Below are 25,568 nucleotides of genomic sequence, written 5' to 3'. Positions count from 1 at the left end.
CATGGCGCTGACCGTCACCCTCGTCTCCGCGGAGGAGGAGGTCTGGCACGGCGAGGCGAACCTCGTCGTGGCGAAGACCGTCGAGGGCGAGATCGGCTTCATGACCGGTCACGAGCCCGTCCTCGCGATCCTTGCCGAAGGCCAGGTGCGTATCACGCAGTCCGACGGTACAAAGGTCGTTGCCAGTGCGCAGGACGGCTTCCTTTCGATGGAAGGCAATGAGCTGACCATCGTGGCCGGACACGCCGCGCTCGAGTCCTGATCGCCCACGGAGAACTGTCCGTCACCACTCCCCGCTCGAGAGGCATCGCTCTCGAGCGGGGAGTGGTTTCTCGTTGTGCGCGAGGAGAGCACCCATGTTGATCCTGTTGCCGCCGTCGGAGACCAAGCGCCCGGGCGGTCGCCCGCGCGCTGTCGACATCGCCGGGTTTGCGCTTCCCGAGCTCCGCGCCGCACGCGAGTCAGCCGTGGACGCCCTTGTGGCATTGAGCGCCGACGAGGAGCGCGCTGCGCACGTGCTCAAGCTGTCGCGGCGCCAGCGCGAGGACATCGCCCACAATGCGACGCTGCGCAGCGCACCGACGTTGCCGGCGGTCGACCGCTACACGGGGGTGCTCTTCGATGCGCTGGATGCTGCCACCCTGACCGCGGCGTCGCGGCGCTGGCTGGGCGCTCACGTGCTCATCCACTCCGCGCCGTTCGGACCGGTCGCCGCGCTCGATGCGATCCCGACCTACCGGCTCGCCGCCGGAACGGCGCTTCCCGGCATCCCGCCCCTGAGGCGTCACTGGGCGGGTGAAGTCACCGAGGCTCTGCGCACGGCCGCGCCGTCGTTCGTCCTGGATCTGCGCTCCGAGGCGTACGTCGCCCTTGGCCCCGTTCCGTCGGACGTGGCGTCCGCCTACGTGCGCGTGGTGACGATCGGCGAGGACGGCGCGACACGTGCACTCAACCACTTCAACAAGCACGGCAAGGGGGCTTTGGTCAGAAGGCTCGCGGAAACCCGCCCGCGCATCGCGACGCGCGAGGCGCTCCTGGCGTGGGCCGAGACGGCGGGCGTGACGCTGCAGGACGGTGCGCCGGGGGAGATCGATCTCGTCGTGTGATCAGTCGCGCGCGGTGTGGGCGGCGGTTCGTTCTGTGTTCTCGGCAATGGCCACGAGGGCGACCCCGGACTCGATGATGAAGCGCAGCACGACGACGGCGAGGAACGCGACGACGGGAACGACGATCAACGTCGACAGGATGAGCGCGATGCCACCGCCCAGGTTCCACCACAGCGAACCGATGCCGGAGATGAGACCCCACAGGAACGTCGCGATGAAGGCGATGCCGATCGCGACGAGGCCCACGAGATAGAAGACGCTTGCCAATCTGCGAGTGATGAACCGCGTGAACGACAAGTCGAACAGGGCGGAGAGGAAGCCGCGACCGATGTCGTCGAGGTCGCCGACCAGCCGTGGAACCCCCGTGTCGTCGACACCGGCGATGCCCGCCCCGGATGCCGTGTCGCGCGCCACCTCTTCCGCGGGACGCGGCGGCAGCGGCGGGAGAGAGGACTCGGTCATCGGCGTTCCTTCCGGCGCGGACGGCAGTGCGCCCAGGCTATCGGCTGCGTCGCGGACGGGTGGGGACACGCGCGCGAAAGAGACGTCGCGCCGGTGTGCTCGCTACCAATACGATGTGAGCCGGAGCCGGCCAGGGTGGTCGCGCTCGACGGCGAGAATCGCCGGGGGAGGTACTCATGGATGATTACTCGGGCGGGAGCGCTGCCGCCGCTGCAGCTGCCCTGATCGTGTTTGCGTTCTTCGTCTTCATCTTCGCGGTGATCGGCTATGTGATCAGTGCGTTCTTCCTGATGAAGATCTTCGACAAGGCGGGAGTCCAGGGCAAGTGGCGCGCCTGGGTGCCGATCTACAACTTCATGGTGTTCGCAAAGCTCGGCGATGTCAGCCCATGGGTCATGCTGGGCGCCGTTGTGGCGTCGGGCCTGCTGAGCCAGGTCCCCGTTCTCGGTTGGATCATCGCGCTGCTCCCGATCGTCGTGGGCGCCCTGGCCGCGTGGCGCGTGGGGCAGAAGCTTCAGAAGGAGACGCCCTGGGTCATCCTCTACGTCCTGCTCGGACTCGTGTGGCTCGGCATCCTCGCCTTCGACAAGTCGCGCTGGAACCCGAACGTGCCGCCCGCGCCGTGGGCGGCGAACGGCTTCCTCGCCGACCGCACCGTCTGGCAGGGCGTTCCCGTCCAGACGTCGGCGGCGCCCGCGGGCTACACCCCTCCTGCGGGTTACCAGCCGCCGGCGGGTTACCAGCCGCCGGCGCCTCCGGCCGGATATCAGCCGCCCGCGCCGCCGGCAGCCACCGCACCGCCTGCTGCTCCCGAGCCGCCGACCACGGAACCGCCGACCGCGGAGCCGCCGACCGCTCCGGAGCCGCCGCGCTCCTGATCGTCCTCACCGCTCAACCGCCCGGGTTCGCTGACAGCGCACCCGGGCGGTTGAGCATGGCAGCCCGGCGGGCGTAGCGTCGATTCGCGCTTGTTGTGGCGGGCGCGGAAAGGCGGCGCCGTGCTCGGCAGGATCCTCGTGCGCTATCTCGCGCCCACGTGGCCGTTGCTCCTCCTGGTGGTGATCTTCCAGCTCGGCCAATCGGTCGCGTCGCTGCTGTTGCCCACGCTCAATGCCGACATCATCGACAACGGCGTGATCACGGGCGACATCGGCTACATCTGGCGGACCGGCGGCGTGATGCTCGGGATCAGCGTCGTCCAGATCGTCTGTTCGCTGGTCGCGGTGTACTTCGGTTCGCGGCTGGCGATGGGCCTCGGTCGTGCGGTGCGCGCCGATCTCTTCCACCGCGTCGTCGCCTTCTCGCAGCGCGAGGTCGGGCAGTTCGGGGCGCCGTCGCTGATCACCCGCAACACGAACGACGTCCAGCAGGTGCAGATGCTCGTTCAGATGTCGGCGACCGTGATGGTCTCCGCGCCGATGCTCGCGATCGGAGGCATCGTGATGGCGGTGCGCCAGGACGCGGGATTGTCGTGGCTGGTGGCGGTGTCGGTGCCCGTGCTGCTGGTGATCGTGTCGCTGGTGGTCGTGCGGATGGTCCCCGCCTTCACCACCATGCAGGCGCGCATCGACCGGCTCAACCAGATCATGCGCGAGCAGCTCACCGGCATCCGCGTCGTCCGCGCCTTCGTCCGAGAGAACGAGGAACGGCACCGCTTCACGCGCGCCAGCGAGGACGTGATGGAAACCGCCCTTCGCGCCGGAAACCTCATGGCCGTGATGTTCCCGGCGGTCATGCTCGTCATGAACCTGTCCTCGGTGGCGATCATCTGGTTCGGGGCCGCCGAGGTGCAGAACAACGGCGTGCAGATCGGCACGCTGTTCGCGTTCCTGAGCTACATGATGCAGATCCTCATGGGTGTCATGATGGCGACGTTCATGTTCGTGATGATCCCGCGCGCGGCGGTGTGCGCCGATCGCATCGGAGCCGTGCTGGAGACGGAGCCGTCCGTGCACGCCCCCGAGGCGCCCGTGCGAGCCGCCGGGGCCGGGGGACGCGTCGTCTTCGACGACGTCGAGTTCACCTACCCCGGTGCCGAGTCGCCAGTGCTCCAGGGCATCGCCTTCGCCGCCGAACCCGGAACCACGACGGCGATCATCGGTTCGACCGGCGCAGGAAAGTCGACGCTCGTCGGCCTCATCGCTCGGCTCTTCGACGTCACGGGGGGAGCGGTCACCGTCGACGGTGTCGACGTCCGCGAGCTCGATCCCGACGACCTCTGGGCCCGCGTCGGTCTCGTCCCCCAGCGCGCATTCCTGTTCGCCGGCACCGTCGCGTCCAACCTCCGCTACGGCGACGCCGCCGCCAGCGACGCGCAGCTCTGGGCGGCGCTGGATCTTGCGCAGGCGAAGGACTTCGTCGCGGCCCTGCCGGGCGGACTGGACGCCCCGATAGCGCAGGGCGGCACCAACGTCTCGGGTGGCCAGCGCCAGCGCCTCGCGATCGCTCGGGCATTGGCGCGGCAGCCCGAGATCTACATCTTCGACGACTCGTTCTCCGCGCTCGACCTGCGGACCGACGCCGCCCTTCGTCGCGCGCTCGATGCGCATCTTCCCGAGGCGACGCGGATCGTCGTCGCGCAGCGGGTATCGACCATCCGCCACGCGGACCAGATCGTCGTGCTCGATCACGGCCGGATGGTCGGACGCGGCACGCACGACGAGCTGGTGGAGACCAACGAGACGTACCGCGAGATCGTCGAGTCGCAGCTCGCGGCGCAGGAGGCATGATGAGCGGTCCGGGACCTCGAGGACCGCGCGGCGGTCCGATGGCGGGCGGTGCGCCCGTCCAGAAGGCGCAGAACTTCGGTCCGAGTGCGCGGCGGCTGCTGGGCACGTTGCGTGTTGATCGTGCCAGCCTGGCACTGGTGTTCCTGCTCGGTGTGCTGTCAGTGGGTCTGTCGGTGCTCGGTCCGAAAATCCTCGGCGACGGCACCAACGTCGTGTTCGCGGGCTTCATCTCGATGCAGGTGCCGGCCGGGGCCACGAAACAGCAGGTCATCGATCAGCTGATCGCCAGCGGCAACCAGCAGCAGGCCGACATGCTCTCGGCGATGGACTTCACGCCCGGAGCGGGCATCGACATGTCGCGACTGGGGGCGATCCTCATCGCGGTGCTGGCGATCTACATCTTCGCCGCGCTGTTCAACTGGCTGCAGGCGCGCCTGCTCAACGGCATCGTGCAGCGCGCGATGCACCGGCTCCGTGTGCGCGTCGAAGAGAAGGTCCATCGTCTGCCACTCGCGTACTTCGATGGCGTGCAGCGCGGGGAGCTGCTCAGTCGCGTCACCAATGACGTCGACAACATCGGCCAGTCGATGCAACAGACGCTGTCGCAGGTGATCATGTCGCTGCTGACGGTGATCGGCGTGCTCGCGATGATGTTCATCATCTCCCCGCTTCTGGCGGTCATCGCGCTCGTGACCATTCCGTTGACGGTGATCGTGACGATGCTCGTCGCGCGCCGCTCGCAGAAGCTCTTCGTCGCCCAGTGGAAGGCGACCGGCATCCTGAACGCGCGTGTGGAAGAGACCTTCTCCGGCCATGCGATCGTGAAGGTGTTCGGCCACCAGCGGGCCGTCGAGCAGGACTTCGCCGCGGAGAACGACGAGGTCTATCGCGCGAGCTTCGGCGCGCAGTTCCTCTCCGGCGTGATCATGCCGGCCATGATGTTCATCGGCAACCTGGTCTACGTCGCCATCGCGGTGGCGGGCGGCCTGCAGGTCGCCGCCGGGGTGCTGTCGATCGGCGACGTGCAGGCCTTCATCCAGTACTCGCGACAGTTCACCCAGCCGCTCAGCCAACTGGGCTCGATGGCCAACCTGCTGCAGTCCGGCGTTGCCAGCGCCGAGCGCGTCTTCGAGCTTCTCGATGAACCCGAGCAGACGCCCGATCCCACCCCGGCGGACAGCGTTCCCGCCGACACCGCAGACCTGGCCTTCGAGGACGTCTCGTTCCGCTATGCATCTGACAAGCCCCTGATCGACGGGCTGTCGATGCACGCCCGCCCGGGCAGCACCGTCGCCATCGTCGGTCCGACGGGCGCCGGCAAGACGACGCTGGTGAACCTGATCATGCGCTTCTACGACGTGGATGCCGGTGTCATCGCCCTGGGCGGGCTGGACACTCGGCGGATGACCCGGGACGACCTGCGCGCACGCACGGGCATGGTGCTGCAAGACACCTGGCTGTTCTCCGGAACCATTCGCGAGAACATCGCCTACGGCAGACCCGACGCCTCCGAGGAGGACATCGTCGAGGCAGCGACGGCCGCGTACGTCGATCGTTTCGTGCACGCCCTGCCCGACGGCTACGACACCGTGCTCGACGACGAAGCGACGAATCTGTCGGTGGGGGAGCGGCAGCTGATCACGATCGCCCGCGCGTTCCTGGCGGATCCGAGGATCCTGATCCTCGATGAGGCGACGAGTTCGGTCGACACACGCACCGAGTTGCTCATCCAGCGCGCCATGTCGCGGCTGCGGGCCGACCGCACCGCGTTCGTCATCGCGCATCGCCTGTCGACGATTCGCGACGCCGACCTCATCCTCGTCATGGAGAACGGCACGATCGTCGAACAGGGCACCCACGAGCAGCTGCTCGCCGCCCACGGCGCGTACCGCCGCCTCTACGATGCCCAGTTCGAGGCTCCGGTCGACGACGAGGCCGACGCCGCCGCTTCGCAGCCTGTCGGCGGGGTGCAGCCCCGACCCGTCCACTAGAGTGGGACCGTGCCCGAAGCCGCGACTCACTCGCGCACCATCCCGCTCGCGGACGGTGCCGTCGACCTGCAGTGGGCGGAGCTGACCCATACGGGCCGTCGGCGAGAGATCAATCAGGATGCCGTCCTCGCTCGCTATCCGCTGTTCGTGGTCGCCGACGGGATGGGTGGCCACATCGGCGGTGAGATCGCCAGCAGCAGCACGATCGCACGCCTCGAATCGATGGTCGGCAAAGGCGAGGTCAGCCCGAAGAACATCGAGAAGGCGCTTTCCAAGGCCGTCGGCGACATCGCCTCGCACCCCGAAGCCACCGATGACGGCACGGGGACGACGGTGACCGGGGTCTACCTCGACACCTCCACCCCCGAGCCCACGTGGGTGACCCTCAACATCGGCGACTCGCGGGTCTATCTCTTCCGCGACGGCGGCCTCGCCCAGGTCACGACCGATCATTCCGTCGTCCAAGAGCTCATCGCCGCGGGGCGGCTCAGCCCTGAAGAGGCCGAGAACCACCCCTACGGAAACGTGATCACACGCGCCGTCGGTCCCTCCGACGGCGTCGCGCCCGACTACGTGCGACTCGAGGTCATCGACGGCGACCGCTTCGTGATCTGCAGCGACGGCCTCACCAAGGAGCTGACGGACTACGGCATCCTGCACTTCCTCCTGCAGCACGACGATCCGGCCGCCGCAGCGGCTGACATGCTCGACGCTGCGCTGGAGAACGGCGGTCGCGACAACATCACGATCATCGTCCTGAACGTGCACCGCACCGGTTCCTCCCCAGCGACGGACTGACGTCCTTCGCGCACCGGTCGCTCCGGTGCGCGTCGCCTCGTGGCGCCGGCGCGCTTGACTGCCGACATGACCGATGTCGACGATCTCGACGACGAGCCGCTGCGCCTTCCGCCCGCCCCGACACCGCCGGCGCGGGCACCGCTGCCGGTCGTGACCGCCATTGTTCCCGTCGTCGGTGCGCTCGTGCTGTGGCGCGTCACGGGGTCGGCCCACGCCCTCTGGTTCGCAGCTCTCGGGCCGCTCGTCGCGGTGGCGTCCTTCGTCGACGGGCTGCGGACGACCAGGCGTGTTCGGCGGCGTGCGCGCCGCGAACACCTCCGTCTGCTGGCGCACCTGGACGAAGCGGTCGATCGGCGCCACGACGCGGAGCGGCGTGGAGCGTGGCGGCGCACGCCCGACGTGGCGACGCTGTGCGCCGATGAGGCGGAGGTATGGCGTTCGGTGCCCGGCCGCGAGGAGGTGCTGGTGGTCGGGCGTGGAGAGGGGCCGAGCAGCCTGCGGATCGAGGGTGAGCCCGCCGACGATGCCGCGCGTGAGGTGCGACGGCGAGCTCGGCGCCTCGATGATGCGCCCGTGACCGTGCCCCTGCGGGCGGGGCTGGCCGTACGCGGTCCTCTCACACAGACAACGGCGGTGGTCCGAGGGCTCGTGATGCAGATCTGCCTCGTCCATGCTCCCGGCCGCGTCCGGATCGTCGACCTCGACGCCGTGGAGGCGATCGTGGGTCACGTGCCGCTCCCGCACGCGTTCGCGAGCGCCGGCGATGCTCTCGTGGTCGCGGAGGGCGCGGCCCGCCTCCCTTCGGATGCGCAGATCCCGATCGTCGTCGTGGCGGGCGACGCGCCGCCGCCGCCGCGCTGTCGCGCCGTTCTGACCCTCGTGGGCGGCGACGAAGCCGTCCTGGACCATGAGGGCTCGACGCGGACGGTGCGGATCGAAGCGTTGTCAGCGGTGCAGGCAGCCGAGGTCGCGGCGATGCTGTCGGAACGCGCGCGTGAGCTGGGCCACCGCGGCGACGCTCCCGTGGGGTTCGAGGAGCTCGTCGGCGGTCGCGCCGGCCCGGGACTGAGCGCCGCCATCGGTGTGAGCGCAGGGGAGATCGTCACCGTCGACCTCGTGGCCGACGGACCCCACGCCGTCGTGGTGGGCATGACCGGCTCCGGCAAGAGCGAGCTGCTCGTCACGTGGGCGGCCGGCCTGTGTCGCGGTCGAGATGTCGGGGAGGTCTGCCTTCTTCTCATCGACTTCAAGGGCGGCCGCACCTTCGACGCCCTCACCGTTCTTCCGCACGTCACCGGCGTCGTCACCGATCTCGATGACCGTGCGGCCGTGCGGGCGGTCGAGAGCCTGCGAGCCGAGATCCGGCGCCGAGAACGCGTCCTCGCCGCTCACGATGCCCGAGATGTGGACGAGGCCCCGGGGGCGCTGCCGCGACTCGTCGTGATCGTGGACGAGTTCGCCGCGCTGGTCGGCGCTCACCCCGAGATGCACGAGCTGTTCTCGGATGTCGCGGCGCGTGGGCGCGCACTCGGCATCCATACGATCCTGGCGTCCCAGCGCGCGGCCGGAGCCTTCCGTGACGGGCTGCTCGCCAATGCACCGCTGCGGATCGCACTGCGTACCCTCGATGCCGCAGACTCGCGCGCCGTGATCGGCCTCGACGACGCGGCGCGATTGTCCGGCCGCGCCGATGCCCGAGGGACGGCGCTCGTGCGTCGCGCGGCCGACGTCGATCCACAGCGCGTGCGGATGGCGCGATGCTCCCCGGTGGCGCTCGCGGCGATCAGAGACGCGGCGGGAGACGAACGCGCGACGGCGCCGTGGCTGCCTCCGCTCCCGCTCGCGGTGGAGCTGGATCGGGTAGCGGTGACCGGTCGTATCGCGCTGGGACTCTCGGACGAGCCGCAGCGGCAGCGCCAAGCGCCCGTGCTGCTGCCGCGGGCGGCGACGGCGCTGGCGGTGATCGGAGCACCGGGAAGCGGCCGCTCGTCCTTGCTGCGCGCCGTCGCCCGCCAGCTGCCGCACGCGCCGACGTGGGTCCCCGGCGACCCCGAGGCTGCGTGGGACGCTGTCGCCGCCGCCGTGGACCGGCGCGCGGGGACGGGCGTGGTCGTCGACGACCTCGACGCGCTCCTGGCGCGCTATCCCACCGACTATGCGGCGGAGATGATGTCGCGCATCGAGCGGCTCGTGCGTGACGCGGGGCAGACCGGAGGCCTCGTGGTCTTCTCGGCGGCGCGATGCGCAGGGCCGCTCGCCCGCCTGCTGGATCTGGTTCCGCACCGCGCCATCCTGTCGTTGGCGACGCGCGCCGACCACGTGGCGGCTGGGGGTGAGGGGGCCGACCACGACCGCGATCAGCCGCCCGGGCGGGGGCGATGGGGTCGCCTCCTGGTGCAGTTCCTCCACGACGGCGCCCGCGCGACCGCGCCAGGGCACGCCTCCCCGCCGCCGACCTGGAATCCCGGCGAAGCCGGCCCGGCCGGTCTGGTGGTCGCGCCCGGGTTCGCCCGTGACGCGCTGAATCGCGCGAGCGTGGAACGCGATGTTCCGATCGTCGGCGTCGCCGACGCCGCGACGTGCAGCGCGACCGGGGGACGGGCACTCGTCGTCGGCACGCCCGAGGAGTGGCTCGCCCACTGGAAGCTCCTGGGCGAACTGCGCACGCGTCATGAGCTGGTCGTCGCCGCAGAGTGCATCGCGGACTATCGTGCCCTCACGGGCCGACGGGACCTGCCCGTCTACGCCGCTGCGGGTGCCGGCCGCGCCTGGCGACTCGCGCTGGACGGCGTCGCTCAGCGCGTCCTGCTGCCCCGGCCGTGAGCGGCCGTGGACCGGAACGCGAGGGATCAGACGGTGGGACGGATGCGCCCCACCTCGCGCCCTCCACCGGTGATCTCCAGCGGCAGCTGGTCGAGCGTCGCGGCGACGTCCGCCGACGACAGGGCGCCGACGCGCTCCAGCAGACGGATCGCGACGGCCGTCGCGACGCGGCCACTGCCGTCCAGCGTCTTCAGGGCCACCGTCGCGCCGTTGGGGGCCGTCATGATCATGATCCCCTCGGCGCCCCCCTTGGCGAAGACGCCGAGCCGCTCGATCGCGATGGTGTCCGGGCGGCCCGGCCCGTCGATCGCCCACGGGTTCTCGCGGACCGCGCGCACGAGCGCTCCGGCCAGACGGTGCAGGGCGAAGGGGGAGCGCTCCGAGGCGGTGCCGATCCGATGCGCGGCGCGGGCGAGGGCGGTCAGGCTCATGGCGTACACCGGTGCTCCGCAGCCGTCGATCGCGGTCGTGGAGATCTTCGTCCCCGTGAGCCGTTCGATGACCTCACGGATATGCACCTGCAGCGGATGCTGCGGGTCGAGGTAGCTCTCGATGTCCCACCCGTTCGCGGTGCAGGCCAGCAGCATCGTCGCATGCTTTCCGGAACAGTTCATGCGAATTCGCCCCGGCTGTCCGAGTTCGCGCACGAGCTCATCGCGCGTCGCCGTGTCGCCGGGCCACGCGGGCGGGCACTGAAGGTGGTCCTCGCCGAGACCGGCGGTCGCGAGGATCTCCCGGACGACGGCGGCGTGGCGGTCGGTTCCGCTGTGGCTGGCGGTGGACAGCGCGAGCTGCTCGCCTTCCAGGGAGACACCCGCGGTCAGGCAGCCGAGTGCCTGCAACGGCTTCATGCTCGAGCGGGGCAGGATCGGTGTGTCGACGTCGCCGAGGCTCAGTTGGACGACGCCCTCGGGGTCCAGCACGATCGCCGCTCCGGCGTGCCGCGACTCGATGAAGCCGCTGCGCTCGACGACGGCGAGTTCCACCGCATCGGTGACGGCGATGGTGCCGGAGGGTGCGGAGGGACGGGACACGGTGAGAGGATCTGACACGCACAAGAGCCTACTTTCTTCGCGTGCCGCGGAAAGGGTCGGCTGGGACCACCGAGGAGACGGGGATGCGCCAGCTGGACGAGGTCGCCGATGGGATCTGGGTCGCGACGAGCCGGCGCATGGCCACCACGAGCACCGTCATCGTGGGTGGAGCCGAGGCTCTGCTCGTCGATCCCGCGTGGGACCCGGACGAGCTCGACGCGCTGGCAGCCACGCTGAACGCCCGCGGGCTGCACGTTCGCGCGGGCTTTGCGACCCACGCCCATCACGACCATCTGCTGTGGCACCCGGCGTTCGGGGACGTCTCGCGCTGGGCCTCCGACACCACTGCCGCGCTCACCGTCTCGCAGCGCGCTGAACTCGTCGCTGCGTTGGACGACGAGGCGCCGCCGTGGTTCGCCGAGCTCATGGGCCGTGTCAACGGCATCGGAGACCGCTTCCCCGCCGACGGTCTGCCGAAGGGGGTGCACATCGTGCCGGTCGTCCACGACGGTCACGCGCCGGGACACACGGCGCTGTGGCTGCCGGAGCGGCGTGTGCTGATCGCCGGCGACATGCTCAGCGACGTCGAACTGCCGCTGCCGTTCTCTCCCGACGACCTGCCGGCCTACCTCGACGTTCTCGACCGGCTCGCGCCGTTCGCGGCGCGCGCCGCGGTGGTCGTTCCCGGTCACGGAAACGTGGGCGCGGACGCGCGTGCTCGCCTCGACGCGGACCGACGCTACCTCGATGACATGATCCGCCGAGGACGCTCCGACGATCCACGTATCGCCAACCCCGGCATGGCCGAGGAGCACGCGCATCTGGCGGAACTGGCGGCCGCGTACCGCGCTGCGGGTGGCAGACTGGCGAGATGATCGGTGAACACCGTTACGCACTGCAGGCGCGGTGGACAGGAAATCGCGGTACCGGAACGAGCGGGTACCGCGACTACGACCGCTCGGTGACGCTGTCGATCGACGGCAAGCCGGCTCTGGAGGCTTCGAGCGATCGTCCCTTCCGCGGCGATCCTTCGAAGTGGAACCCCGAGGACATGCTGCTGGCCGCGCTGTCGGAGTGTCATCTGCTGTCCTACCTCCACGCCTGCGTGCAGGCCGGTGTCGTCGTCGTGTCCTACACCGACGACGCGACGGGGCGGATGACCGAGGACGGTCGAGGCGGCGGCGCCTTCACCGAGGTCGTGCTGCGACCGCGGGTCGAGGTCGCCGCAGCGTCCATGGTCGCCGCGGCTGAGGCCGCACACGCGCAGGCGCACGAGTGGTGCTTCATCGCGAACTCGGTCAACTTCCCGGTTCGTCACGACGCCGTCGTCACGGTGGCCCCGGATGCCGCGGTCAGCGGCGTTCGTGCGGAAGGACCTGCTTGAGGCGTTCGACGGGATTGGACGCCGGAGCCTCGTTGTAGGCGTTTGCCAGCTCCTGACCGGAGAGCGCGTGGATCGCGGCCATGATCTCATCGGTCGCCTGACGGCGGGCGCGCCCGGAGTCGGCGGAGCCGTGATGAGAGAGGTCGAGGGGTTCGCCGAAGCGCACCGTCACCCGCGGGCGCAGGCGGGGAAACTTCGCTCCGACGGGCATGATCTCGTTGGTTCCGACCAACCCCACGGGAATCACGGGTGCGCCGGTCTGCAGCGCGAGGAACGCGACACCGGTGCGGCCTTTGTACAGACGCCCGTCGAGGGAGCGCGTCCCCTCCGGATAGAGCGCGGTCGACCACCCCGCGTCGAGCATCCGTCGCTGCTGCTCGAGAGCATCCAGCGCCGCCTGGCCCGCTCCGCGGTGAACGGGGAACGCGCCGACGGCGTAGAAGAACTGTCGGGAGAACCACCCCTTCAACCCGGGGCCGTCGAAGTAGCTCGACTTGGCGAGGAAGCGCACCGGCCGCGGAGCGGCCATGGGGATGACGAAGGAGTCGATGAACGACAGGTGGTTGCTGGCGAGGATCACCGCGCCCTTGCGGGGGAAGTTCTTGCGTCCCTCGATGCGCGGACGGTACAGCAGCCGCGCGAGCGGGGCCACGACCCACCTGCCGATGACGTAGGTGGGGCCGATGCCGGTGACGTCATGGGCGTCGGCCGAGGCCTGCAGCTCGCCGGCGGCGTCGGGGGCGGGCTCTGCGGATGTCACCAGACGAGGGTACTCCCGATCGCATGCCGCCATGAGCATGGCGAGAGCGTGGCGCTCCCAGCGCACGCAGAACAAAGTAGGGGAGGATGGGTGTGAATCCGTCTTCCATCTGTGAGGTCCTATCGTGCGCCTGCGCCCGCTCGTCGCTGTTTCCGTCGCCGCTGTGTCCGTCATCCTGCTTGCGGGCTGTTCCGGCTCCAACGGCGCCACCGCGTCCGGGAGCCCGACCGCCGCGCCGGCGGCGGATCTCTGCGACGCGCAGGTCTCGTCCGGCGCCGCGGCCGACGCGGTCACGGTCAGCGGAGACGCGGGAGCAGCTCCCACCCTCTCGTTCACGGCGCCGATCCAGATCGACAAGCTGCAGGCGAAGACCATCGACAAGGGGTCGGGTACCCCGGTGACGGCGGGGCAGTTCATCTCCTACGCCATGACGGCCTACGACGCCGAGACGGGCCAGAAGCTCGGCGATATCGGCTACAAGCCCGGTCAGCTCCTGCCCGCGCAGATCTCGGCATCCAGCCCCCTCGGCCAGGTCCTCGGTTGTGGCGCGCCCGGCGAGCGCGTCGTCGCGACCTTCCCGGCGAGCGAGCAGGGTGCGGCCCAGGTGTACGTGGTCGACCTGCTCGGAATCGTCCCGAGCGCCGCCTGGGGCGCCGAGCAGGCTCCGGTGGCGGGGATGCCGACGGTGTCGCTGGCCGACAACGGTGCGCCGACGATCACGCTTCCCGGCGGCAACCCGCCCACCGAGACGCAGATCGCCACCCTGAAGAAGGGCGACGGCGCCACTGTCCAGAGCGGCGACCAGGTGCTGGTGCAGTACACCGGCGTGCGCTGGTCGGATGGCAAGACCTTCGACTCGACGTGGGACAAGGGCGGCGTGCCGACGAGCTTCACCACCACCGGTGTCGTCCCCGGCTTCCGCAAGGCTCTGGAAGGCCAGACCGTCGGCTCGCAGGTGCTCGTGACGATGCCCCCGGCGGACGGCTACGGCGAGGGCGAGATCAACACGAACGACCTCAAGGGCGAGACCCTGGTGTTCGTCGTCGACATCCTGGGCGCCCAGACCTCCGCGGCCCAGTAACCGGCCCGCCGGTAGGCTGGCCGCATGCGGCGCATCCTGATCCTCGGTTCGACCGGTTCCATCGGCACCCAGGCTCTGGATGTGATCCGCACCCGCCGTGATCAGTTCGAGGTGGTGGGACTCGCCGCCGGACGCGACGCGGCGGGCGTCGCCGCGCAGGCGATCGAATTCGGGGTCGAGCACACCGCGCTGGGCGCGGTCGAAGCCGAGCAGCTCGTGCGGGATGTGGAGGCCGATGTCGTGCTCAACGGCATCAACGGATCGGTCGGCCTCGGCCCGACGCTCGCCGCGCTCGAGACGGGGCGTACCCTTGCGCTGGCCAACAAAGAGTCGCTCATCGTCGGTGGTGATCTGGTCACCGCCCTCGCTGCGCCGGGTCAGATCGTCCCGGTCGACTCCGAGCACTCTGCGATCGCGCAGGCCCTGCGCGCCGGGACGAGCGACGAGGTGCGTCGGCTCGTGCTGACCGCCTCGGGAGGGCCGTTTCGCGGTCGCACCCGCGCCGAGCTCGAACGGGTGACGCCAGCCCAGGCGCTGGCTCATCCGACCTGGGACATGGGACGTGTGGTCACCACGAACTCGGCGACGCTGGTCAACAAAGGGCTCGAGGTGATCGAGGCCCATCTGCTGTTCGACGTCGACTACGACCGCATCGACGTCGTCGTGCACCCTCAGTCGATCGTCCACTCGATGGTCGAGTTCATCGACGGGTCGACGATTGCACAGGCGTCTCCGCCGGATATGCGGCTGCCGATCTCGTTGGGCCTCGACTGGCCACACCGCATCGGCGGCGTCGGTGCGCCCCTGGACTGGACTCGGGCGAGCTCGTGGGGCTTCGAGCCCCTCGACGAGGAGGCCTTCCCGGCGGTCATGCTCGCCAAGCAGGTGGGGCGCGCCGGCGCGACCTACCCCGCCGTGTTCAACGCGGCCAACGAGCAGGCTGTCGATGCGTTCCACGAGGGACGCCTGAGCTTTCCCGGCATCCTGGACACCGTCCAGCGGATCGTCGATATGCACGAGGCGCCGTCCACGCTTTCGCGCGAGACCCTCGCCGCCGCGGAGGCCTGGGCACGTGCTGCCGCCGATGAGGCGATCGCCGCCGCCTGACATCGATGCGCCCCGCGCCGGCAGAGGGGACCGGACCGCCCGCAGAGGATGGGGAGGGCGGTCCGGTCAGCGCCCGATTCGGGGGACGATCGGGGCGCGAGGCCGCGGGGGAAGCGGCGGCCGGGACGAGGGAGAGCAGGGAAGGTCAGTACGTAAGCAGGCCGTGTGCGCGGAACTGATCGCGGACGCGGTCGACGAGTTCCACCGAGGGCGGTTCGGTCTCGGCCAGACGGTAGTCGCGTCCGAGGGCGTCCCACTTGTCGCGACCCATCTGGTGGAACGGCAGCACCTCGACGCGGGTGACCGTCCCGGAGCGGATCTCGTTGAGTGACGCGGCATACGCGGCGACGGCCTCGACGTTGTCCACGTCGTCGGTCAGACCGGGGACGAGGACGAACCGGATCCACACCTCGGGACCGTCGGGTCGTGTCGCCAGACGGCGGCCGAAGGTGAGCGTGGGCTCGAGTTCCCGTCCCGTCACCTCGCGGTACGTTTCGGGGTCGCCGCTCTTGACGTCCAGAAGGACGAGGTCGACGTCGTCGAGCATGGCGTCGGAGGCCGCGGCGCCGAGGTAGCCGGACGTGTCGATGGCGGTGTGGATGCCGAGCTCCTTCGCGCCGCGCAGGATCCGCGCCGCGAAGGCGGGTTGCATGAGCACCTCTCCGCCGGAGAGGGTGATGCCGCCGCCGGTCGCCCGGAACACCGCGGTGTAACGCTCGATCCGTGAGAGCAGCTCGTCGCTCGTGACGGGCTGTCCATCCTTCATCGCGAGGGTGTCGGGGTTGTGGCAATAGAGGCACTGCAGCGGGCACCCGCTGAGGAACGTGGTCAGCCGCGTTCCCGGCCCGTCGACGGCGGTGACGAGCTCCCAGGAGTGCACGGAGCCGAGTCGGCCCTCGCGCATCGCGGTGAGGCGCTCGTGACGGTCGACGTCCGAGACGGCGAGACCGTCGAGGCCGGCGCCGGTGCGCCGATGGGCGGGCGCCTGGAGGGGGACCTCCAGGCGCACCGCGTCATCGGGCAGGGCGGGGAGGGCGGACGGCACCGCGTTGCACGGGTGGCGGCGGAGCATCGCCCTGGCCATTGTCCTCAGCTTCTCTCTGCGTGTCGGTTCGTGTGCCGGGGATGCGGATCACATGGAGCCGTGGAACGTACGCGACAGGACGTCGAGCTGCTGCTCGCGTGTGAGGCGGACGAAGTTCACGGCGTAGCCGGAGACCCGGATGGTCAGCTGCGGGTAGTTCTCCGGGTGCTCCATGGCATCCTCAAGCGTCTCGCGGTTCAGCACGTTGACGTTCATGTGATAGCCGTGCGAGCCCACGTAGGCGTCGAGCAGACCGGCGAGGTTGCGCACCTGCTCCTCGGCGGTGCGCCCGAGGCCGCTCGGGACGACGGTGTTGGTCAGCGAGATGCCGTCCTGCGATTGGGCGTAGGGGATCTTGGCGACCGACAGCGCCGAGGCGAGCATGCCGTGCGTGTCACGACCGTTCATGGGGTTGGCGCCCGGGGCGAACGGCTCGCCGGCGCGGCGACCGTCGGGCGTGTTGCCCGTCGCCTTGCCGTAGACGACGTTCGAGGTGATCGTGAGCACCGACTGCGTGGGCAGGGCGCCCCGGTACATCGGGTGACGGCGGATCTTCGACATGAAGCTCTCCACCAGGCCCACGGCGATCTGGTCGGCGCGGTCGTCGTCGTTGCCGTAGCTCGGGAACTCGCCCTCGGTGACGTAATCGACCACGATGCCGCGTTCGTCGCGCACCGGGGTCACGGTGGCGTACTTGATGGCCGACAGCGAATCCGCCGCCACCGAGAGCCCCGCGATACCGCAGGCCATCGTGCGCAGCACGTCCTTGTCGTGCAGAGCCATCTCGATGCGCTCGTACGCGTACTTGTCGTGCGACCAGTGGATGCAGTTGAGGGCCTCGACATAGGTCTCGGCCAGCCAGTCCATCGTCTTGTCGAAGCGTTCCATGACGTCGTCGAAGTCCAGCGGTCCGTCGCCGACGGGCGCGGTGGCGGGCGAGACCTGCTTGCCGGTGACCTCGTCACGTCCGCCGTTGATGGCGTACAGCAGAGTCTTGGCGAGGTTGACGCGAGCACCGAAGAACTGCATCTGCTTGCCGACACGCATCGGGCTCACGCAGCACGCGATCGCGGCGTCATCGCCCCAGGCGGGGCGGATGATCTCGTCCGACTCGTACTGCACGGCCGACGTGTCGATGGACACCTGTGCGCAGTAGTCCTTGAAGCCCTGCGGCAGCTCGGGGCTCCAGAACACGGTCATGTTCGGCTCGGGCGCCGGACCCAGGTTGTACAGGGTCTGCAGGAACCGGAAGGAGTTCTTCGTCACGAGGGGACGACCGTCTTCACCCATGCCGCCGATCGTCTCGGTGACCCAGGTCGGGTCGCCGGAGAACAGGCTGTCGTACTCGGGGGTGCGCAGGAAGCGGACGATGCGCAGCTTGATGACGAAGTCGTCGATGATCTCCTGCGCCTCGGTCTCGGTGATCAGGCCCGCCTGCAGGTCGCGCTCGATGAAGACGTCGAGGAACGTCGAGGTGCGTCCGAGCGACATCGCGGCGCCGTTCTGCTCCTTCACGGCGGCGAGGTAGCCGAAGTACAGCCACTGCACGGCTTCACGCGCGGTGGTCGCCGGCCCGGAGATGTCGAAGCCGTACGCCGCTGCCATCTGCTTCAGTTCGCCGAGCGCGCGGATCTGTTCCGCGTGCTCCTCGCGCATGCGGACGACCTCTTCCGAGAACGGCGTGGTGTCCAGACCGAGCTTGTCGACCTTCTTGGCGGCGATCAGCTGGTCGATGCCGTACAGCGCGACGCGGCGGTAGTCGCCGATGATGCGGCCGCGGCCGTAGGCGTCCGGGAGTCCGGTGATGACGTGCGAGCTGCGCGCGGCGCGGACGTTCGGCGAGTACACGTCGAAGACGGCCTCGTTGTGCGTCTTGCGGTAGCTCGTGAAGATCTCCTTGAGGGTCTGGTCGACCTCGTAGCCGTAGGTCTCGAGCGCGCCCTCGACCATGCGCCAGCCGCCGTTGGGCATGATCGCGCGCTTCAGCGGCGCGTCGGTCTGCAGGCCGACGATGAGCTCGTCGTCCTTCGCGATGTACCCGGGGCCGTGGGCGGTGATGCCGGCGGGCGTGTGCGCGTCGACGTCGTAGATGCCCTTCTCGCGCTCGACCGGGAACATCGCCGACAGGGTGTTCCAGATGCGCGTGGTGCGTGCCGTGGCGCCCGTCAGGAACGACGCATCGCCGAGGTAAGGGGTGTAGTTGCGCTGGATGAAGTCGCGCACGTCGACCGCATCCTGCCAGGGGCCGGCGGTGAAACCGTTCCATGCGGCGGGCTGGGTGTCCTGTGCGGAGGGGGTGACGGTAGTCATGATTCGCTTCCTCAAATCCTCGTGGGAGCGGCCCGTCCACCCATCCGTGGGCGAGTCGTTGAGGTCAGCCTAGCACTTGTGGTCAGACCACAAAGAGAGCATGGATGCCGCCGACAATCGACTCTCCGGAAAGACGGACGCCCCTTGTGGTCAGTCCACAAGGGGCGTCGCGGGGTCGCGGGTGTCGCTGGTCTCAGGCGGGGCGCGTCGGATCGGAGTCCGGCGTGGAATCCCGCGGGTAGGGCACCACCCACGACGGTGCCGGCGGGGCCCATCCGGCCGCGGCGAGGGCTCGGCGTGCGAGCTCTCGCGCCGAGTACGGCACACGAGCGCCCCGGATGTCGCGATAGTCCTGGTGGCCGGGGCCCGCCCAGAGAATCGCGTCGCCGTCGCCGACGCGCGAGATCGCCTCGACGATCGCCCGTTCCGGCGGCGAGATCTCGAGGATCTCGGTGGCTGACACGGCGGCGCGAGCGCCGGTGAGCAGTTCGGCGCGGATGTCGTCGGGGTTCTCGTGTCGCGGATGGTGATCGGTGATGATGAGGATGTCGCTGCCGAGCGCGGCTGTGCGTCCCATATCGAATCTCTTGGTCGTGTCTCGGTCGCCGTCGGCGCCGAACAGCATCAGAACGCGTCCCGGGGTGATGCGCCGCACGGCGGCGAGTGTCTTCTCGAACGCGTCGGGGGAGTGGCCGAAGTCGACGTAGACCGCCGGGCCGCTCTCTCCGGACACGCGCTGTGTCCGCCCCGGGACAGCCGCCTCGATCCGGCGGCCGTCGAGGGCCGCGGCCAGCCGCTCCCACGCGTAGCCCGCCTCTCGGAGCATCACGATGGCGAGCGCCGCGTTGGAGGCCATGTGCGGGCCGATCACCGGAACAGTGGTCGTCAGCGACTGCCCATCGGGGCCGTGAAGAGCGAAGGTGGTGCCGTGTTGTCGCTCGGCGACGATGTCCACGGTCCAATCCGCCGCGACCGGCTCCACGGCCAGGGCCGGGGTGATGATCGTCGTGGTGGGAACCCTCGCCGCCGCGACGACCTCGGCGCCGTATTCGGAGTCGAGGCTCACTACCGCCCGACGACTGCGTTCGGGGGTGAACAGCGGCAGCTTCGCGCGGAGGTAGGTGCCCATGTCGCCGAAGTCGTCGAGATGGTCGTGCGTGAGGTTGGTGAAGCCCGCGACATCGAAGACGATCCCGTCGACCCGGTGACGTGCCAGCGCCTGCGCGCTCACTTCGTCGGCCACCGCCTCCACCCCGCGCTCGCGCATGTGCGCGAGCAGAGCGTGGAACTCGGGCGCCTCCGGCGTCGTGAGCCGTGAGGTGATCACCTCGGAGCCGATGTGGCGCTCCGCCGTCGACGACAGACCCGCGACGACGCCCAGTTGCTCCAGAATCGCCTTGAGGAGATGCGCGACGCTCGTCTTGCCGTTCGTTCCCGTGACGCCGAGCATGATCGGCACGTTCTGGTCCGTGCCGTAGATCCAGGCCGAGATCTCACCGAGGATGCCGCGCGGGTCGTCCACCACGGCGATCGGCACGCCCGCGCCGGCTGACAGCTCCGCGCCCGCACGGTCGGTGATCACGGCTGCCGCCCCCGCCGCGACGGCAGCCCCCACGAACTGCGCGCCGTGATGGTTGCGGCCGGGGAGCGCGACGAACAGATCGCCGGGACGCACGTCGTCCGTTGCCAGCGTCACTCCGGAGACGATGACATCGCCGTCTCCCTCGCCCTGTTCGCCCCCGAAACGGCGCACCAGATCTCCGAGTCGGACGTGGGGCGCACGCAAAGGACGGACGGTAGGCGGGAGATTACTGTCAGCGTCGGAAGTCATAGTTCTCTCATGCTTTCGCATATATCTATGCGAGAGCTATGACCAGGCTACCTCGTTCATTTTGGCACGCGGCCCGGTCGCCGCATGAGCGGCGGCCGGGCCGCGTGCCAGGACGAGCCGGGTATCCGTCAGGCGCGGCGTCGACGCACCAGCGCGACGACGAGCGCTGCGATCGCGGCGGCGAGGGCGCCACCGCTCAACCAGCGTGCGACCGGGTCGGCATCCGACGCGGCCGCGGCGGTCGTGGCGGCGTGTGCATCTGCATCGCCGTCGGTCGTCGACGCGTGCTCGTGGTCGCCGGAAGCGGTCGACACCGCGCCCACCGCGACGACGGGGGCGGGCGACGTCAGGTCGTCTTCCGTCTGCCCCTCTGCAGCGACCTCAGACCAGTCGGTCGACCCCGTCTCGCACGTCTGGAGCACGGGGAAAGCGACCGAGGTGTTCGCGGCGCTCGACGAGAAGATCACGTCGAGCGCGACCGAGGCCGCCACACCGGAGTCGACGGGCGTGACCGCCGTGAAGGTGACGGACGACGGGATGCCGTCGGTGTTGAGCTCACGGGAGATCTTCCAGGCGCCGTCGAGCACCGGCTTCACGCCGTCGATGCCTTGGGGGATGGTGATCTTCACTGCGGTGGTCGGCGAGTCCTCGCAGCCGTGGCTGAACGAGAACGCGAGCCGTGTGGTCGATCCGGCATCCGACGCGTCCGGCGTGACGTGCACGTGGGCCGACGCGGCGAGCGGCGCCGCGAGCACGAGCGCCGTGCCGGCGAGAACGCCGGCGATCGTGCGAGCGCGGCGGCGGGAGGGGGAGGTGACAGTCATCAGGGTGCTCTTTCTGTTCGTTCGGTGCGCGGCGGATGCCGCGATGACGGGTGCGGCGACGCCGCGGAGTGCCGCGGAATGCGGCGGTGCTCAGCGTGCGAACGCCGGCGGACCCCGTCGAGTGAGAACGGACAGGTGGGCCTCGTCACGCGCGACGCGTGGTGCGAAGGACGGAAGGACGACCCACGGGAAGGCGGGCGGCGCCACCGCGCTCGGGCGGCTCAGGACGCGCCGGATACCGCGACCCAGCACCGCCAGAAGCTGCTCGCCGTAGGAGACGAGTGCGACGGTGATGACCGCGGCCAGGACGTGGGCGATCAGCATGCCGAGGGTGAAGTGCGCGGCATGGCGCCCTGCGTCGGCAGCGGTCGGCCCGACCGTGAGCGCGCCGTGCACGTGCCCGGTGCCGGCCGCGGGCAGCGACGCGGGGCCAACCTCGGCGAACACCGTGTGCAGCGCGATCTGAGCCGCCGCGATGGCCGCGGCCGTCCTCGGCAGACTGCGTCGCCGGCCGACCAGCGCGACGGCCACCGGCGACGCGAGGATCGTGACAGCGACGATCAGCCACAGCGGGGGCGCGTCCGCGCCGCCGAAGGTGTGCCCGGTCGAAGCGATCGTGGTGGCGATCGCGGCGGCGCTCGTGCCGCGCAGAGCACGCACGCGGCGGCTCATCGATCGCTGGGGCACCTGACGAGCCTATCGGGGCCGGGTACGTGTGCGCCGCGGGGACGGAGCGCACTCGAGCGCTGAGCGAACTCAAAGCGGCGACCGGTACCCTCTTGGCTCGTGACCCTCATCGCCTTCATCGTCGGCGTCGTGCTGCTGGTCGTGGGGCTCGCGGCATCCATCGCTCTCCACGAGGTCGGGCATCTCGTGCCCGCCAAGCTCTTCGGCGTGCGAGTCGGTCGCTACATGGTGGGTCTCGGGCCCACGCTGTGGTCACGTCGGATCGGCGAGACCGAGTACGGCGTGAAGGCGCTGCCGCTCGGTGGCTACATCTCCATGGCGGGTATGTATCCGCCGGTCCCGCAGATGGTCGCGGCCGCGGCATCGTCGCAGCGGCGCGCCGGCTTCTTCGCGTCGATGGTGCAGGACGCGCGGGCCGCCAACGAGGAGACCCTCGACGGTGAGGACCGCGCCGGCACCTTCTACGGACTCCCGGTGTGGCGGCGGATCGTCATCATGCTCGGCGGGCCCGTGATGAACCTTCTGCTGGCGATGCTCCTCTTCGCGATCGTCTTCAGTGGCATCGGTGTGCAGACCGCGACGACCACCATCGCGGCTGTCAACCAGTGCGTGCTGCCCGCAGGATCGACCCAGACCGCGTGCGCGGCGGACGATCCCGTCTCACCCGCGGCGGCCGCCGGCATCCAGCCCGGTGACGTGATCGTCTCCGTGGACGGCACATCGGTGTCGACGTTCGAGGAGGCGTCGGCGATCATCCAGGCCTCGCCCAACCGTGCCATCGCTGTCGTCGTTCGCCGCGACGGTGTCGAACAGACCCTCCAGGTCACCCCGATGCTCGCCCAGCGTCAGATCGCGGGGCCTGACGGCACCACCGTCACCGCCGACGTCGGCTTCGTCGGAATGACGGCGACGACGGACTACGTGCACCAGCCGCTGTGGGCAGGTCCCGCCGCCGCGGTGCAACAGGCCGGTCAGGTCGTCGGGATCATGTGGCAACTGCCGGCGCGGGTCTACCAGACGGCGTCCGACATGATCACCGGGGTTCCGCGCGATCCGAACGGGCCGCTGTCGGTGGTCGGCGTCGGCCGGCTCGCCGGCGAGGCCGCGGCCACCGATGCGCCGGTGCTCAACCGCGTCGCCACCATCCTCGGGCTGTTGGGCTCGCTCAACCTGGCACTGTTCGTCTTCAACCTCATCCCGCTGCTGCCGCTGGACGGTGGCCACGTGGTGATCGCCCTCTGGGAGGGCGTGAAGCGCGCCTGGGCCCGGCTGTGGCGCCGCCCGCCGCCGCGCCCCGTCGATGCGACCACGCTCGTCCCGGTGACGTTCGTCGTGGTCGTCGCGATCGTCGTGATGGGCGGCATCCTGATCCTGGCGGACATCGTGAATCCGCTCAAGATCTTCGGCTGAGTCAGTCGAGAGCCCAGGACACCAGTCGTTCGAGCGTGGCGAGGCCGTCGCGCGAGAGGATCGACTCCAGGTGCCCCTGCACCGAGGCGTAGCCCGGTCCGCGCAGGGCGTAGACGTCACCGGAGGCCCCATCCGCCGAGATCTCCGTGCGCCCGAGGCGGGCCGTTCCCGGGTTCACGCGGGCCGTGAACGTGTTGTAGAACCCGATCGACGATGGTTCTCCGAAGACGTCCACGGTCTTCTGCAGGCCCTGATGGGGCGTCACCAGGGGAGCGAGGTCCAGGCCGAGCCGGTCGGCGAGGATCTGGTGGCTCAGACAGACCGCCAGGAGGGGCCGACCGCCGTTGAGGCGGGCGGCGACGACGTCGCGCATGGCGCGGATGCGTGCGCTGCCGTCGTCCCGCGGATCGCCCGGGCCGGGTCCGGCGACGACGATGTCGGCCGCCGCGAGAGCGTCGGCTTCCGCCGCGGCGCGGCTCCAGGGCACGATCGAGGTGGCGAAGCCGAGGTGACGCAGCTGGTGGGCGAGCATCGTGGTGAAACGGTCCTCGGCATCCACCACCACCGCCGTGCGGCCGCCGTAGGGACCCGCGGCAGCGGTCTGCTGCGGGTTCAGCCAGAAGGGGGCGAGCCGCTCGTTGCGCGCCGCGAGCAGCGCGGCGATCGACGGGTCGTCGGCCAGGCGGGGCGCCGTCGATGCCGGGGCGTCCTCGTCGAGGAGCGTGTCGGGGGCCGCATCGCGTGCCACGGCGCCGATGGCCCCGAGCACGCCGGCCGCTTTGCCGTGGGTCTCTCCGACTTCGCCCTCGGGGTCGGAGTGGCGCACGAGCGTGGCGCCCACGGGAACGCGCAGGGTGCCGTCGACCAGGTAGGCGGTGCGAATGAGGATGGGCGCATCCAGGTCGTGGCGACCGTCGGCGGTGGGGGTGAACAGTGCCGCGACGCCGGAGTAGTAGCCGCGGGGCTCGCGTTCGTGCCGCTGGATGACCGTGCACGCGTTCTGCATGGGCGATCCGGTGACCGTCGGTGCGAACATCGTCTCGCGCAGGATGTCCCGCGGGTCCATCGTGCTCGTGCCACGCAGCATGTACTCGGTGTGCGTCAACCGCGACATCTCTTTGAGATGCGGGCCGGTGATGCGGCCCCCGTCGCTGCAGACGGCGCTCATCATCTTGAGTTCCTCGTCGACGACCATGAAGAGCTCTTCGGTCTCCTTCGTCGACGACAGGAACGCGGTGAGCGTCTCGGCCGTGGCTCCTCCGACGGGGTGGCGGAAGGTGCCCGAGATCGGGTTCATCGTGACGACGCTGGTGCCCGCGATCGTCGCGCCGGCGCGCCGCGCGCTGACGTGGGCCTCCGGGCTCGCGCCGACCGCGAGATGACCGGGCGTGGACACGAGGAAGGTCCAGTAGGCGCCGCGTTCGTGCTCCAGCAGGGCGCGGAACCAGGTGAGTCCCGCGGTGACCGCGTCGGTGTCGACGGATGCCGTGAAGTCACGGCGGATGACGAAGTTCGCGCCTTCGCCGCGGCCGATCTCGTCGGCGATGACGCGGCGGACGATCGTCGCATACTCGTCATCGCTGACGTCGAATCCGGCGTCGGCCAGCGGAACGGTCTCGGACGGCAGGGTCGACAGCAGCGCGGCGCGCTCGAGTGTCACGTGCTCGTCGACCACGAGACAGCGCAGCGGCGCGCCGTCGTCGTGGCACGCGAAGCCCCGCTCGACGATCTGCCGATAGGGCACGAGCGCCAGCACCTCTCGCGGGGTGCCCGTCGCATCCGTCAGCGGGATGTCGGACAGCAGGGGGACGTCGACCACCTCGCCGACGAGGAGCTCGACGGTGCCGGCATCGCGGGCGATCAGGGCGAACGGACGTTCCGCGCGCAGCACGGACTCCAGCGGGGAGGGGCTCGGGGTCATCGCCGGGCCTTTCTTCAGGTCGGGCGGGCTGCATTCGTCCGGGAACGAAAAGACCGCCTCGAGGGCGGTCTGTGTCGTGGGTCGCGAGCACACCGCCTCAGCGGGTGGGCCACCAGGAGGTGTTCGCGAACATGCGGTCACGATATCAGAACGACACGTGCGCGTCGGCGCGGCGGGCGTCGGCCGCCGGTGCGCGATCACGATCTCGAAACGAACGGCCGCTGCC

The 25,568-nt window shown here is 70.0% G+C and carries 21 protein-coding genes; 12 read left to right on the top strand and 9 right to left on the bottom strand.

Annotated elements, in window-relative coordinates:
* Position 1 precedes the first annotated feature (1 nt).
* Positions 2 to 262, top strand: a complete 261-nt coding sequence (locus tag PP359_RS04800; RefSeq protein WP_039414524.1) for a F0F1 ATP synthase subunit epsilon — start codon at positions 2 to 4, stop codon at positions 260 to 262.
* Between the two features lie 94 nt (positions 263 to 356).
* Positions 357 to 1,106 (top strand): peroxide stress protein YaaA, encoded by a 750-nt coding sequence (gene yaaA / locus PP359_RS04795; protein WP_294946558.1) that lies wholly within the window; start codon positions 357 to 359, stop codon positions 1,104 to 1,106.
* On the opposite strand, the gene PP359_RS04790 is transcribed toward yaaA, so the two are convergent.
* Positions 1,107 to 1,568 carry a DUF4282 domain-containing protein gene (locus PP359_RS04790; RefSeq protein ID WP_036316030.1) on the bottom strand — a complete coding sequence of 154 codons (462 nt, stop codon included), beginning with the start codon at positions 1,566 to 1,568 and terminating at the stop codon, positions 1,107 to 1,109.
* A gap of 176 nt (positions 1,569 to 1,744) precedes the next feature.
* On the opposite strand from PP359_RS04790, the gene PP359_RS04785 reads away from it, so the two are divergent.
* The 5 genes from PP359_RS04785 to PP359_RS04765 all read left to right on the top strand — a co-directional run bounded on the left by PP359_RS04785 (position 1,745) and on the right by PP359_RS04765 (position 9,909).
* On the top strand, positions 1,745 to 2,446 hold the full coding sequence (locus PP359_RS04785; protein ID WP_036316033.1) for a DUF5684 domain-containing protein: 702 nt from the start codon (positions 1,745 to 1,747) through the stop codon (positions 2,444 to 2,446).
* Positions 2,447 to 2,566: 120 nt separating this feature from the next.
* Positions 2,567 to 4,297, top strand: a complete 1,731-nt coding sequence (locus PP359_RS04780) for an ABC transporter ATP-binding protein (protein ID WP_036316035.1) — start codon at positions 2,567 to 2,569, stop codon at positions 4,295 to 4,297.
* The gene (locus tag PP359_RS04775; protein ID WP_275427294.1) at positions 4,297 to 6,288 is read left to right on the top strand and encodes an ABC transporter ATP-binding protein; all 1,992 of its coding nucleotides are present in this window, start codon (positions 4,297 to 4,299) and stop codon (positions 6,286 to 6,288) included. The genes PP359_RS04780 and PP359_RS04775 overlap by 1 nt, the downstream gene beginning before the upstream one ends.
* A 9-nt stretch (positions 6,289 to 6,297) precedes the next feature.
* Positions 6,298 to 7,086, top strand: coding sequence for a PP2C family protein-serine/threonine phosphatase (locus PP359_RS04770; RefSeq protein WP_039414538.1), 789 nt, complete (start codon positions 6,298 to 6,300; stop codon positions 7,084 to 7,086).
* A gap of 66 nt (positions 7,087 to 7,152) precedes the next feature.
* Positions 7,153 to 9,909 (top strand): FtsK/SpoIIIE domain-containing protein, encoded by a 2,757-nt coding sequence (locus PP359_RS04765; protein ID WP_499250000.1) that lies wholly within the window; start codon positions 7,153 to 7,155, stop codon positions 9,907 to 9,909.
* Between the two features lie 26 nt (positions 9,910 to 9,935).
* Here PP359_RS04765 and PP359_RS04760 read toward each other — a convergent pair whose 3' ends face one another.
* Positions 9,936 to 10,961: an asparaginase gene (locus tag PP359_RS04760; protein WP_112932673.1), complete on the bottom strand. Its 1,026-nt coding sequence runs from the start codon at positions 10,959 to 10,961 to the stop codon at positions 9,936 to 9,938.
* A 65-nt stretch (positions 10,962 to 11,026) separates the two neighbouring features.
* Between PP359_RS04760 and PP359_RS04755 the strand changes: the two genes are divergently transcribed.
* Positions 11,027 to 11,818, top strand: coding sequence for an MBL fold metallo-hydrolase (locus PP359_RS04755; RefSeq protein WP_499249999.1), 792 nt, complete (start codon positions 11,027 to 11,029; stop codon positions 11,816 to 11,818).
* Positions 11,815 to 12,327 (top strand): OsmC family protein, encoded by a 513-nt coding sequence (locus PP359_RS04750; protein WP_112932675.1) that lies wholly within the window; start codon positions 11,815 to 11,817, stop codon positions 12,325 to 12,327. The genes PP359_RS04755 and PP359_RS04750 overlap by 4 nt, the downstream gene beginning before the upstream one ends.
* Here the strand turns inward: PP359_RS04750 and PP359_RS04745 are convergent.
* On the bottom strand, positions 12,296 to 13,087 hold the full coding sequence (locus tag PP359_RS04745; protein WP_499249998.1) for a lysophospholipid acyltransferase family protein: 792 nt from the start codon (positions 13,085 to 13,087) through the stop codon (positions 12,296 to 12,298). The genes PP359_RS04750 and PP359_RS04745 overlap by 32 nt on opposite strands.
* A 124-nt stretch (positions 13,088 to 13,211) precedes the next feature.
* Here PP359_RS04745 and PP359_RS04740 point away from each other — a divergent pair, with 124 nt between their 5' ends.
* Complete coding sequence (locus PP359_RS04740) at positions 13,212 to 14,168, top strand: FKBP-type peptidyl-prolyl cis-trans isomerase (protein WP_039414551.1); 957 nt, start codon at positions 13,212 to 13,214, stop codon at positions 14,166 to 14,168.
* Between the two features lie 24 nt (positions 14,169 to 14,192).
* Positions 14,193 to 15,275 (top strand): 1-deoxy-D-xylulose-5-phosphate reductoisomerase, encoded by a 1,083-nt coding sequence (gene dxr, locus PP359_RS04735; protein ID WP_499249997.1) that lies wholly within the window; start codon positions 14,193 to 14,195, stop codon positions 15,273 to 15,275.
* 145 nt (positions 15,276 to 15,420) lie between these two features.
* Here dxr and pflA read toward each other — a convergent pair whose 3' ends face one another.
* The 5 genes from pflA to PP359_RS04710 all read right to left on the bottom strand — a co-directional run bounded on the left by pflA (position 15,421) and on the right by PP359_RS04710 (position 22,011).
* Positions 15,421 to 16,359, bottom strand: coding sequence for a pyruvate formate-lyase-activating protein (pflA, locus tag PP359_RS04730; RefSeq protein WP_135948391.1), 939 nt, complete (start codon positions 16,357 to 16,359; stop codon positions 15,421 to 15,423).
* A gap of 48 nt (positions 16,360 to 16,407) precedes the next feature.
* Positions 16,408 to 18,669 carry a formate C-acetyltransferase gene (gene pflB, locus PP359_RS04725; protein WP_112932678.1) on the bottom strand — a complete coding sequence of 754 codons (2,262 nt, stop codon included), beginning with the start codon at positions 18,667 to 18,669 and terminating at the stop codon, positions 16,408 to 16,410.
* 193 nt (positions 18,670 to 18,862) lie between these two features.
* Positions 18,863 to 20,455, bottom strand: a complete 1,593-nt coding sequence (locus PP359_RS04720) for a Mur ligase family protein (protein WP_499249996.1) — start codon at positions 20,453 to 20,455, stop codon at positions 18,863 to 18,865.
* A gap of 173 nt (positions 20,456 to 20,628) precedes the next feature.
* Positions 20,629 to 21,324 (bottom strand): DUF1775 domain-containing protein, encoded by a 696-nt coding sequence (locus tag PP359_RS04715; protein WP_499249995.1) that lies wholly within the window; start codon positions 21,322 to 21,324, stop codon positions 20,629 to 20,631.
* A gap of 90 nt (positions 21,325 to 21,414) precedes the next feature.
* Complete coding sequence (locus PP359_RS04710) at positions 21,415 to 22,011, bottom strand: hypothetical protein (protein ID WP_499249994.1); 597 nt, start codon at positions 22,009 to 22,011, stop codon at positions 21,415 to 21,417.
* Between the two features lie 99 nt (positions 22,012 to 22,110).
* On the opposite strand from PP359_RS04710, the gene PP359_RS04705 reads away from it, so the two are divergent.
* Complete coding sequence (locus tag PP359_RS04705) at positions 22,111 to 23,421, top strand: M50 family metallopeptidase (RefSeq protein ID WP_499249993.1); 1,311 nt, start codon at positions 22,111 to 22,113, stop codon at positions 23,419 to 23,421.
* Position 23,422: 1 nt separating this feature from the next.
* Here the strand turns inward: PP359_RS04705 and PP359_RS04700 are convergent, their stop codons facing one another.
* Positions 23,423 to 25,342: an anthranilate synthase family protein gene (locus PP359_RS04700; protein ID WP_499249992.1), complete on the bottom strand. Its 1,920-nt coding sequence runs from the start codon at positions 25,340 to 25,342 to the stop codon at positions 23,423 to 23,425.
* Positions 25,343 to 25,568: the final 226 nt, after the last annotated feature.

It is taken from the genome of Sphingomonas sp. BLCC-B65 (assembly GCF_028550675.1).
GTDB lineage: Bacteria > Actinomycetota > Actinomycetes > Actinomycetales > Microbacteriaceae > Microbacterium.
This window is presented reverse-complemented; position numbering and strand designations above follow the sequence as displayed.

Excerpts from the sequence above, each read along its gene's own strand:
- pflB (WP_112932678.1), bottom strand. The coding sequence starts at position 18,669 with ATGACTACCGTCACCCCCTCCGCACAGGACACCCAGCCCGCCGCATGG.
- pflA (WP_135948391.1), bottom strand. The coding sequence starts at position 16,359 with ATGGCCAGGGCGATGCTCCGCCGCCACCCGTGCAACGCGGTGCCGTCC.
- dxr (WP_499249997.1), top strand. The coding sequence starts at position 14,193 with ATGCGGCGCATCCTGATCCTCGGTTCGACCGGTTCCATCGGCACCCAG.
- PP359_RS04755 (WP_499249999.1), top strand. The coding sequence starts at position 11,027 with ATGCGCCAGCTGGACGAGGTCGCCGATGGGATCTGGGTCGCGACGAGC.
- PP359_RS04765 (WP_499250000.1), top strand. The coding sequence starts at position 7,153 with ATGACCGATGTCGACGATCTCGACGACGAGCCGCTGCGCCTTCCGCCC.
- yaaA (WP_294946558.1), top strand. The coding sequence starts at position 357 with ATGTTGATCCTGTTGCCGCCGTCGGAGACCAAGCGCCCGGGCGGTCGC.
- PP359_RS04700 (WP_499249992.1), bottom strand. The coding sequence starts at position 25,342 with ATGACCCCGAGCCCCTCCCCGCTGGAGTCCGTGCTGCGCGCGGAACGT.
- PP359_RS04800 (WP_039414524.1), top strand. The coding sequence starts at position 2 with ATGGCGCTGACCGTCACCCTCGTCTCCGCGGAGGAGGAGGTCTGGCAC.
- PP359_RS04775 (WP_275427294.1), top strand. The coding sequence starts at position 4,297 with ATGAGCGGTCCGGGACCTCGAGGACCGCGCGGCGGTCCGATGGCGGGC.
- PP359_RS04790 (WP_036316030.1), bottom strand. The coding sequence starts at position 1,568 with ATGACCGAGTCCTCTCTCCCGCCGCTGCCGCCGCGTCCCGCGGAAGAG.
- PP359_RS04715 (WP_499249995.1), bottom strand. The coding sequence starts at position 21,324 with ATGACTGTCACCTCCCCCTCCCGCCGCCGCGCTCGCACGATCGCCGGC.
- PP359_RS04750 (WP_112932675.1), top strand. The coding sequence starts at position 11,815 with ATGATCGGTGAACACCGTTACGCACTGCAGGCGCGGTGGACAGGAAAT.
- PP359_RS04785 (WP_036316033.1), top strand. The coding sequence starts at position 1,745 with ATGGATGATTACTCGGGCGGGAGCGCTGCCGCCGCTGCAGCTGCCCTG.